Below are 10,168 nucleotides of genomic sequence, written 5' to 3'. Positions count from 1 at the left end.
TTGCGTTTCCTTTTGGTCATTTACTTGCTCCTCTTTTGAGCAAGTTACCAACTTAAACAGCTGTCTAAAAATCGGGGACCACTATAATATTCCAGGGAGTCAATCCATAAACGGAGCGAAACTCGCGGTGCACAAGATACTCTATAGCCGCAGAAACCTTCAGTACCCTGTTCAGGTATTGCCGCATCTCAGCGGATGAGAACCGATCCTGTTCATCAGGCATCCCTTTGTGTGCGATAGCACCACGTATTGAAATGAGCCGATCAATCCCCTTCGCACAATCAATCTCCCTGATAACAGCATCGAGCTCAGTAACAACATCTATACCCAAGTAAAACCCCAACAACTCTTTCAGGTTTTTCCCCTTGCCTCTTGAGAATTTCGGCGTATTGAAATCATGCAGATAATCATCCAGCATCTCCTTCAACAATGCTTTCCAACCTGATCCGGGCAGTTTTGCGATTTTTGTTGCAAGAGGATCTTGATGGGACAAGTTCAGAGGGTAGGCATACATGATGATGCGACGCTGCAATGAAGCGGGTAAATGGTCAAAAGAAACCTTGCTTGATTCGACCAGTTTACCTATGGCCTCCCGTGAAACCTCTTCGCAATAGACCTCCCATGCCGATACCAACAACATAAGGTTGCCGTAAAGCAGCGCATAATCCTTGTTACGCCCTCTTCGAGAATTCCGCTCCTCAAAAATGTCTATGATGGAGGAAACCTCAGGGGAGGAATAGGAGTGGAATATCTGAAAGGCTTTTGAGGGCATACGTTGAACAGTACTGATTATAGATGTCTATCGGAAAGTCCTCACGCCCGCTAAAGCACAATTTTAGCGGGCGGGCTGATGCTGACAATCCGATCGCTGATGCTCTTCTTCTCGATCTTGTACATTTCATACTGCTGCCGATACAGTTCGTCGATCACCAGCAGGTCGCGATACAGGCGTTTCGAGAGGACCGTCAGCGGAACCGAGGCGGACAAGCCGCCGATGTACTGCAGGTTCCTCCTGAGATAGCCCAGCTGCTTTCGAAGGCCTTTGCGGAGGGCCTTTCTCGACAGGCTCTTCTTCATGCCGACAGCAAGGAAATCCTTCCTTGCCGTACAGCGGGACATCCTTGGTTTCGCCACCCCTCCCGGGTGCATCTCACACAGCTTATCGATGATGCGTTCGGTCTTCTCTCGAGCGTCGTTCAAGAGCCCGATATCCGTAGGATAGGCGATGTCTGCCGGAGCACAGGTGGCATCAACGATGAGTTTGCCCTTGTTGGCAGGGCCATCGTTTCCGTCGTCGTGGCCATCTTTGTTCTCTTCCTTGTCCTCCGCCCTCTTTCGCTCCTCAGCCAGATGGCGTTGCAGGAGTTCCTCCTGCAATGCAGCGAGGTCGGTATGCTTCAGGCGCTTGCGGAAGTGGGTCAGCATCGAGGCGTCGAAGGGAGCTTCATACTGAAACGATTCAAGCCCGATGAAGTACTGGAGATACGGGTTTTCCTTGATCTGCTCGACCGTCTTGATATCCGAAAGGCCGAGTGTCTCCTTGATAATCAAGGTCCCCAGCGCCATGCGAACCGTGAGTGCCGGAGCGCCCCGTTTCGACATGAAGTTTTTGGCATACATCGTCTCGGCGACGTGCCAGGGAATTACGTCGGCGAGCTTCACCCACCGGTTTTCCGGATCAAGCTTACCGCCAAACGGCAGATGGAAATTTTAGAACGTGAGCTGCTGAAACTTCGGCTGGTATATGAATCGGCGGTATCGAGGTGCAAGGTTTTTCGGGCTTTTCCTTGCATTCAAGTTATAAATAAAAGACCCAATTCATTACCAAAAAACGGTTTAGCTATTATTCAGCAGACCCCATTTAAAAGTCAGCACAATGGCGATCAAGCTCGACACCGTAACGGCCATGTTCGCCGTAACAAGGGCAAACGCGACAAACAGCAATGTCATCGCCGAATACATCGGGTGTCGGACAAAACGATATGGCCCATCTGTGACCAGTTTGTACCCCTCTCCCAACCGCGGCAGCGGACTCCACAGTACCAACCGAGCGCTCATGGTCAAAACCAGCAGGGAGAAGGCCGCCACGACCGCCCGAGCACCGCTGTAACGGAGCCACGCGGGAAAGTGAAGGTGCAACACTTCCATCCATGAGGGGCACCATGCATAACTCACCACCACAGCGATCCAAAACACGAACATGCCCTTCTAGAACACAACCCTGAAACGGCTGTTTCCGCCGACCGCTCCCTTGGGGGGAACGATCCGTTCCCCCCGCTGCTGCAATCGCCGAACGAACAGGCCTCTCATCAGAAAACCGGCAACGTACATCTCGGCGAAAATAATCCTGAACGGCAACTCCTCATGCATAACAAACAAATTTTACAGCCGTTCTTCGCTTACTCGACAGGATCACGGTTACTGCTGACCGAACAGAAAACGCAAGGGAGCGGACACCACTCTTCCGATCATATCGGGAGGGGACATCCTGTTGATGCAGGCCCCGTGACTCGTGTTCGCCAGAATCCTTCCGGCAAGATCTTCGGCCGCCGCCCTGACATCTTCTCCGAGCATGGCAAGAAAGATCCTGCCTTGGCCCGTCGTACCAGCTGTCTTTTCCTGCAGCGACGTCCTGACAATTCCAGGAACGATGGTACTGACGTTCACCGCCGTCTCGCGCGCCTCAGCAATCAGGGATTTCGAAAAATAATGCACCCCAGCCTTAGCCGTTCCGAACACCCCCATTCCGGCAATGACGCTCCCGTCGGCACCCTGCCCCTCCAGATTGTAGATATGTCCAGCCCCCTGAGCGATCATGCCGCGCATGGCGGCATAGGACCCATAGATGGTTCCCATTAGGTTGACATCGACGGTCTTGCGTATTTCATCGGCTTCGAGTTTCCAGAATGGCTGCATGGCGTGCGCCGCGCCCGCATTGTTGATCCAGATATCGATCTTTCCGAGATCTTTCAGGGAGCTATCCCACAGCGCCTGCACCTCGGACAAAACCGTCACGTCGCAGCTGTGTGCAAAACAGGATCCCGCAGGATGATGCTTCGACAGTTCCGCAAAAACGCCGTCGAGATTAGCGGTATTGTGACTGCTGACAACCACCCGGCAACCTCTCGACAGAAAAGCCCCGGCCAGTCCGAACCCTATTCCGCTACTGCTTCCGGTGATAACAATGTTCTGCATGACACATGCTCCTGGTTGAAAAATTTTCGAAAATCCATTACGGTTTCTTATGCAAGGTATATATTTTCATTTCCTATGTCAAACCCGGCGGCCAGGAACTATTGAACGGGGATAATCGTTAAGAAAAGATGTCACATTTTTGAACAGTCACAGATGATCTCATGGAAGTTGTCGGCAAAAGCAAAGCACTGATCGTTCTCGAATCCTGTCTACACGAATCATCCACATATTTTTCCAACCATGAAAAAATCCTCCGGTGCAACCCGTATTGCAAAAATGTCTCGTATATCCACGATCTCGATATTTTTCAGTGGACGTTCGAAGTCGACGACCCGAAAAACAATCCGATCATTGGCATTTTTTTCGTCAAACAGATCGAGGAACATCTGCCTACCGGGAGCAACTCTCTGCTGAGCTGCGCCGAAAAAAGCCGCAACGGAATCAACACGAACCTTCCAGGAAAACGGATCAGGTGGGTGAACGCCGATACGATACCAGATATCTCTTTCGACAACAATTACACGTTCATCGGCAGGACCCACTCGGAAATCCATCTCCTGCACCAGACCGACGACCGCACGGCCGTCGATTTCGAAACCTATATCTCTCTGGACTTCACCCTCTCTTTCCCGCTGAACCTCATGCCTGAAAACATCCTGAAATTTATGACCGAGAAAATCATGTCAAAAATCATGCAGCAGGCAACCGAAAGCATGCTCTGTCAGGTTCAGTCGGATATTTGCTGTTCGGTGCCGGAAATTTCTGTGGGAGAAAGGCAGAAGTAACGGAAAAGTTACCGGGTAGGCGACAGCGCCCATCCGATGAAATTTTTGATCATGCCAAGGGAACCTTCCAGCCCGAGCTTGGTTGTGGTCACCCAGAGAACTTCAGGATATTTCAGAGCGACGTTCATGCCAACCCTAAGAAGCTCCTCGAACTGGAGCGTATCCTTAAACATGGCCTCCCGATAACGCGGCGGCAGATCGTCGAGCACGATCATGACCTCGTTCATCAGTTCGTTGACCAAATTGGGCTTATCGGTCTCGCGGTTGTAGCACATGTATTTCATGAGGTTCGCCATGGCCGCAACATTCGGTTCGTAGGCGCTGATGGCGCCAAGACGCTCCCGGTCGAGGCGCCGCTCTTCGAGAGCCTCGTGCAGCATGCCGGTCAGGCGAGGGAGGTTCCGCAACAAGGAACCGAAGCCGCAGAAAGTCAGCGGAGAACCCAGCGTCGCCGCATCGCCGATCATGAGGATCCGATCGCTGGCAATCACCCTTGCCTGAGAAAACCCGTCGTGAAAATATGCCGGTATGATACCGTATACCGGCCGCTGTATGGCAAAACCGGGGCTAGGTTTCTTGTATGACGGCAGCTTGCTGAAATAGGTCTCAAACAGGCCGAGCAGGGATTTGTCGTTATCCGAATCGACCGAATCGTAGAAGAAAAGGTAGGTAATATAGTTCCCGCCGCCCGCAGGAAAACCTTCCCAGATGAGCTGGCGTCCGCTCCCGGCGCTCATATCAGCTGGCTCCGTACTGACAAGAATCTCGCCGACTTCATTGTCGACGCCTTCAAGGCCACGGGCAATAGTCCCCACCGTCGGGCAAACATGGGTCTGCGGTCTGCCGTCGTTCAACTGCATGGCTACGGGCGACATGATCCCCATGGCATCAACAAGCATGCCTGCCTTGTAGTAACGCGTCACGCCGTTCTCGTCCTCGGCCTCAACGGCCACTCCGTCGGCCAGAGTGTAGATTCTCCTGAAATCAGTGCGGTTACAGACCCTGTTGCCCGGACGTTCGAGCATCTTCTGCAATGCCCGGTCGAGCAACAGGTTGGCATCGACCGCACAGTCCAGCACATTATCGATATAAAGCCTCTTTTTGCGGCCGTTTTCGACAAAAAATTCGGCCCATCCGGTTTTGTAACGGCAAACAATGCAATCCTCTATCTCCTCTCCGGTAAACAGACCTGCTTCCTGAAGAGTGTTCAGCTCATCTCTCGAAATATTCCAATCCCTAGTCGATTTGCCCGCGATATGCCGGTCGAGCAGCAACACCTGCCATCCGTAGATCGCGGCCATGACCGCAGCGTGCAGAACGCCGAGCGTGCCGCCGACATAGATCAGGTCGAACTCGCCCGAAAAGGTCGTACCGGGAGGCAGGAGGGATCCATCGAAGACAACCTGCTCCCTTTGACCGTCCTGCGCCCTCTGCCAGTAACGGTCGAGTTCCATGATACGCCGCACATGCCCTTCACCGTCCTTGAGCGAGCTGAAATGGCGATACACAAGGGGATGGGAGTGTCGGATACTTTGCAACATGTGGTGAGGAAAAAAATGTTAACGGAAACAAGCCTGTGAATTTACAATATTCACCTCCTTCGTTCAAACAAGGTCCGACGAAATCACTGCTGCGGGCCTCAGGTTCCGCAGTATCGGCCAGCCCCCCAGAACTTGTACAGCTAAGGATTATTACGTAAGTTAGGCATTATCTTTTTATTTTTTCAAACTTTTGGCCGGAGTATTTACCGTATGTCACAACAATCAGCTATTGACTTTCTGCAGAAGATAAAATCCGACAACGAGCTTTCCGAAAAAGTCAACAACGCCCAAAACAAGGACGCACGCTGGGAAGTCATCCGGGGCGCGGGTTTCGATTTCACGAGGGATGAACTCGACCATACAACCGTCGAAGCGCTCAACCATTTCGAACGCTGGAGCTGGGAAGCGAAGTTGCTTGCCGACTGGCTGTAAGCTGCAACGTCAGTCACAGCCCAAAAAGCAGGGTACGCCCTGCTTTTTGGGCCTCCGACAGTAATTCCATCAAATAAAGGTTCTTCGCCAAAATTAGTGGAAAAACGGGATAACATGGATAGCTTGACATAGTCTTAAGTCTTGCCAATTCAACCCCATAGTACAGTTATGCAAAGCCTGACTACTCACTACCAGCAGCTCCTTGGTCTCCCGTCAAACTGGAAAGTCGAACACGTGGATCTCTCCATGCCGGGTAAACGCGTGACTGTCAAGCTCAAGTACACAGGCCAGAATGTCCAATGCCCCGAATGTGGGGAGTCTTGCAGCATCTATGACCATGCCCCCGAACAACGTGGCGGCGTCAAAACGGTAACCGCCCTCTGGGCTGGCAAGTATTCACGTTTTACGCTCATGCTTGAAGGCTTTGTCGTCCAGCTTCTTCAGCAGGGTGCCAGCACACAGACGGTTGCCACCCTGCTCAATCTCAGCTGGCACCCAGTTGACCAGATCATGCGCCGTGCCATCAAGCGAGGCATAAAACGCAGGCCTACGGAAGCTATAAAGCACCTTGGCATCGATAAAAAGAGCTTGAGGGCCAGCCATCAGTATGTCACCACCCTTAACGATCTGGATGGTGGAAGAGTGCTTGATGTTGTCGAAACCCGTAGCACGAAAGCAACCGAAAAACTGTGCACCAGCCTTGCCACAAAACAGCAAAAAAAAGTACTCTCAGTCGATATGTGGAAACCGTTTGCTGAAGCCTCCTGAAAAAAGATCCCTGGTGCCGACCTTATACATGACCGTTTTCATATCAGCAAGTACCTCAATGAAGCCGTTGATACCGTCCGCCTCCAAGAATCCAAAAAGCTTGTGGCTACTGGTGATCGAACTCTCATTGGTTCCAAGTATGCCTGGCTTCGCAATCCAGAGAACATGAACGACAAGCAGCGAAACAGCTTCGACCATCTCACGGGCCTGCGAACTTAAAACCGGCATTGCCTGGTCGTTAAAGCGCCTGTTCAGAGCACTCTGGCAGTTTACCTGCAGAGATTACTGCCGACTACTTTTTGAGCTACTGGAGCGTTGCCGTTGATCGTTCAGAACTGAAGCCGATTATCAAGGTCAAGGACATGATGACCCGGCACAAAGAGAACATGCTAAACTTCTTCCGGCACCTGTACAACCAATGCAGTGAGCGAAGGGCTGAACAGCAAGATCCAGTTGATCAAGGCATCGGCTCGAGGGTTCTAAGGCTTCGAAAGCTATAGAACCCGAATCCTGTTTTACTGTGGGAAGCTCGACATGGCAATCTGACAATGCAGTGATTTGCCGGAGAGCAACCCATTAACTTTTCTACAAAGAACAAAAAAAAAGAGGTCGTCCTTTTGAGACAGCCTCCTCGATGTAACATATCCTTCCGAAAAAGCATCAACAGACAGGATAGGCTTCGGGCAATTCGCAACCCTGCTCCTGTAGTTTGTATGCCAGTGCATCTCCGGCGAGAATGATATACTGCGAACGTCCCATCCTCGTATAGCCGGGACGATGATCCTCGGCAAGAGGCATGTCGAAACGATCCTGATACTTGATGTAGAGATCAGCAACCTTTTCGGACGCCTCGACAAGCCAGTCGGCGTTCGGAGGCGGCATCCTGAACATATCCGCACCGGGGACTGGCTGATATACGAGCATGTTGGGATAAACACCCTTCGACATGCGCTCCTCGACACCCTCCAGCATGATGTTCATCGGTTCAAGTCCCATCAGAATGAAGCTCGTCGTCCCCCTGCCAGGACCGAAAATTTCTACAGAAGCCTCCTGAGCCTCGAGCCAGTATTCGAGCGGATAGGTCGCGTTCTTTCCGGGACAAATCGCCTTGAAATAATCCGGATGGGTCACCTCGAGGTCAAACTCGGTGGAGTTGAGACCGAAAGTTTTCCATTTCTCCATTTCCTTGAAATCTTCAGGCGGATAGAGATTCGCGGTGATGTGTAATTCGTTCAAGACTTCCGGGCTGAGCGTATCGCGCAGCGGAGCCATAACCAGTTCAACGAGGTCAGCAACCTGAGCGCGACGCGAGGGATCGACAAGTCCGCCAATAACGACAAGGGTTCCTCTCCATCCGGCATCAGTCGCAATTTTCACCGCTTCAGCCTGCTCTTTTGCCAGCGCCTCAATCTTAGAAAACGGCATTTTTGCAAGCTCTTTTCCGACACTGACATGCTGGTTGGCAAAGAAGAAACAGAATCGGCAGGAAAGTCCGGTATTGTTGTTGTCGCAGCTATAGCTATAATGTATATTGATAATATCTTGGTTCATGCCTATGACGGCAGCATTGACCGGTCGGCCATTGCTGAGTTTGCCGTCCCTCCATGAAAACCACTCCTGCATCCTGCCGCTGGTCAGATACTTTCCGCCGTCGTAAAACTCCAAATCGTCACCGTTGACCTGTACCTCGAGACGGGTATAGGGTTCCTGCCGGACAAGCGTAGCCAGATCGCTACCGTTAAGCACCATAGCCCTGAACGGGTTAAAGCCTGTTACAGGCGGCTTGTTGACAGTCACCTTCGCTCCTTCGGAAAGCAAACGGGCTTTTAAGTGAATATCTTCCTTTGTAATGACCCTCTTTTTACTCATAACATTACGTATTGTGCGTTAATAAAACGTTTACAGAAACCTCACAGAAAAACAGGACGTACGGAAGTTCCTCGGCCTTGCATGCCATCCAAATGCAAACCAGTATTATAGAAAAAAGACTAAAAAAAGCACACCCCGCCTGCCAACAGGTCAGGAAACACTTCTTTTCTTTTTCCGGTGATGCCCATCGATAATGAAACCGCCTGCATACACCACTAAAAAGCCAACAGACATAACGACAAGAAAAACCTGCCTGTCTGCCATCGTAACAAGCTGACTGGAATCCCAGATAAAATAGACAAGCACAACCCAACCCGCACCCACGGAAAAGACCGCAGTGTTCCATAATTTCGTAAAGCTTCCCGACAACATGATATAAGATCCTATTTTAAATGCAGTTATAAATTGCAGAGGTTCTCCGATTCCTCCTTTTCCGGATGCATCCGCTATGATGCACTTTCCGTACTCAAACGCTTTTCATTGCGTTTTTCGAGAAAAATACGCACAAGATACTGTGCGGCATTTGCAACATACGTAGAATAAGCGATGAACGCTTCTATCACGAGCACATCCTCGCTCGCACCCATGAACGCGAAGACGAAATACAGCAGATGAAAGGCCCCTGCGATGGTGCTGCCGATATCCTCCCACAAGAACTCCTTGGAAAACACCCATTTCCCGAAAATCTCCTTTTCGAAATACGCCCCTGTAATAAACAGAAGGGCGAAAAACAAGGTCTTGAAAAGAATTGCGACGCTTACCCAGTAAAAACTGAATATCCCGCTGTTCTGGCTGTATAAAAACGTCACGGTGACACCAGCGAGAAAAACTAAAAACTGAATCGGCGCGAGGATAAGCTGAACGTCGGTCCATACGGAGGCATTTCTCTTTACCAGTTGTTCAGGGGTATAACGCGGCACGGTTATGTCAGGTTAGCAAGGTTAAGGAAAGAAGAATACTTTTCTATCAAAGGTTTGAATATATAAAATTTAACTCTTAGTAAAAAACACCTGTCCTCACGCCAAAAACGTCCAATTTTTTCCTGAGTTGATCGATTTGCGACAAAAAAAGCCCACACCTGTAGGCGTAAGATGTTCTATGAAAGCGAGTAACGACCATGTCACCACGTGATAAAACACAACCCATCAGGTGGAGAGCTTCATGGTAAAGGATAAGAGGAATCAGGAGAAAAAGGAACAGACAATCAGTACTGTTGAGCAAACCAATGATCGGCTGACTAACAGGGCTGGATTGAGTGTCTTTGCCATGTACATGCGCAATATTCTGGGTGATCTGTAGCTTGAAGCAAAAACAATTTTGGGACTCAACCATGATCGAGAAACGGATGAACTGACCAACCGGGCCTTGAAGACCTTTGGGCATGAGCAGTTGCCCTTCTGACCCCTTCCCCGAAAACCAGACACTTGTAAAGTAGAGAATTCCGGCAATGAGTATCTTGAATCAAACAGGAGCCATTGCCATGAAAAAGTCACGATTCAGTGAAGAGCAGATCACCTTCGCCCTCAGGCAAGCCGAAGCAGGAGTAAAGGTGAAAGAGGTCTGCCGGCAACTGGGAGT

Annotated in this window: 10 protein-coding genes and 2 pseudogenes; 4 read left to right on the top strand and 8 right to left on the bottom strand. The window is 50.6% G+C overall.

What is annotated here, in order from left to right:
- Positions 1 to 64: 64 nt before the first annotated feature.
- The 4 genes and pseudogenes from EKD02_RS09400 to EKD02_RS09385 all read right to left on the bottom strand — a co-directional run bounded on the left by EKD02_RS09400 (position 65) and on the right by EKD02_RS09385 (position 3,195).
- Positions 65 to 772: a HEPN domain-containing protein gene (locus EKD02_RS09400; RefSeq protein ID WP_126385221.1), complete on the bottom strand. Its 708-nt coding sequence runs from the start codon at positions 770 to 772 to the stop codon at positions 65 to 67.
- Between the two features lie 68 nt (positions 773 to 840).
- A pseudogene (locus EKD02_RS09395) lies at positions 841 to 1,701 on the bottom strand (transposase); the annotation flags it as partial.
- A 135-nt stretch (positions 1,702 to 1,836) separates the two neighbouring features.
- Positions 1,837 to 2,148 (bottom strand): methyltransferase family protein, encoded by a 312-nt coding sequence (locus tag EKD02_RS10180; protein WP_223267017.1) that lies wholly within the window; start codon positions 2,146 to 2,148, stop codon positions 1,837 to 1,839.
- 270 nt (positions 2,149 to 2,418) lie between these two features.
- Positions 2,419 to 3,195 (bottom strand): SDR family NAD(P)-dependent oxidoreductase, encoded by a 777-nt coding sequence (locus EKD02_RS09385; protein ID WP_126385219.1) that lies wholly within the window; start codon positions 3,193 to 3,195, stop codon positions 2,419 to 2,421.
- A 161-nt stretch (positions 3,196 to 3,356) separates the two neighbouring features.
- Between EKD02_RS09385 and EKD02_RS09380 the strand changes: the two genes are divergently transcribed.
- Positions 3,357 to 3,980: a DUF1997 domain-containing protein gene (locus EKD02_RS09380; protein ID WP_114617599.1), complete on the top strand. Its 624-nt coding sequence runs from the start codon at positions 3,357 to 3,359 to the stop codon at positions 3,978 to 3,980.
- Positions 3,981 to 3,988: 8 nt separating this feature from the next.
- Here EKD02_RS09380 and EKD02_RS09375 read toward each other — a convergent pair whose 3' ends face one another.
- Positions 3,989 to 5,521, bottom strand: a complete 1,533-nt coding sequence (locus EKD02_RS09375) for an NAD(P)/FAD-dependent oxidoreductase (RefSeq protein ID WP_126385217.1) — start codon at positions 5,519 to 5,521, stop codon at positions 3,989 to 3,991.
- Between the two features lie 210 nt (positions 5,522 to 5,731).
- On the opposite strand from EKD02_RS09375, the gene EKD02_RS09370 reads away from it, so the two are divergent.
- The gene (locus EKD02_RS09370; protein WP_126385216.1) at positions 5,732 to 5,953 is read left to right on the top strand and encodes a Nif11-like leader peptide family natural product precursor; all 222 of its coding nucleotides are present in this window, start codon (positions 5,732 to 5,734) and stop codon (positions 5,951 to 5,953) included.
- A gap of 168 nt (positions 5,954 to 6,121) precedes the next feature.
- A pseudogene (locus EKD02_RS10225) lies at positions 6,122 to 7,267 on the top strand (ISL3 family transposase).
- Between the two features lie 114 nt (positions 7,268 to 7,381).
- Here EKD02_RS10225 and bciD read toward each other — a convergent pair.
- The 3 genes from bciD to EKD02_RS09345 all read right to left on the bottom strand — a co-directional run bounded on the left by bciD (position 7,382) and on the right by EKD02_RS09345 (position 9,973).
- Complete coding sequence (gene bciD / locus EKD02_RS09360; RefSeq protein WP_126385214.1) at positions 7,382 to 8,590, bottom strand: 7-methyl bacteriochlorophyllide c oxygenase; 1,209 nt, start codon at positions 8,588 to 8,590, stop codon at positions 7,382 to 7,384.
- A gap of 446 nt (positions 8,591 to 9,036) precedes the next feature.
- Entirely contained in the window at positions 9,037 to 9,510 is a 474-nt protein-coding gene (gene bchF, locus EKD02_RS09350) for a 2-vinyl bacteriochlorophyllide hydratase (RefSeq protein ID WP_114617594.1), read from the bottom strand.
- Positions 9,511 to 9,586: 76 nt separating this feature from the next.
- The gene (locus EKD02_RS09345) at positions 9,587 to 9,973 is read right to left on the bottom strand and encodes a hypothetical protein (RefSeq protein WP_126385213.1); all 387 of its coding nucleotides are present in this window, start codon (positions 9,971 to 9,973) and stop codon (positions 9,587 to 9,589) included.
- A gap of 97 nt (positions 9,974 to 10,070) precedes the next feature.
- On the opposite strand from EKD02_RS09345, the gene EKD02_RS09340 reads away from it, so the two are divergent.
- Positions 10,071 to 10,168: transposase (locus EKD02_RS09340; RefSeq protein ID WP_148102971.1), on the top strand; the 98-nt coding region annotated here is incomplete at its 3' end.

The organism is Chlorobium phaeovibrioides, from assembly GCF_003968655.1.
In the GTDB taxonomy this organism is placed as follows: Bacteria; Bacteroidota; Chlorobiia; order Chlorobiales; family Chlorobiaceae; genus Chlorobium; species Chlorobium phaeovibrioides.
Note: the sequence above shows the minus strand (reverse complement) of the source record. Positions and strands in the feature narration are given on the sequence as shown.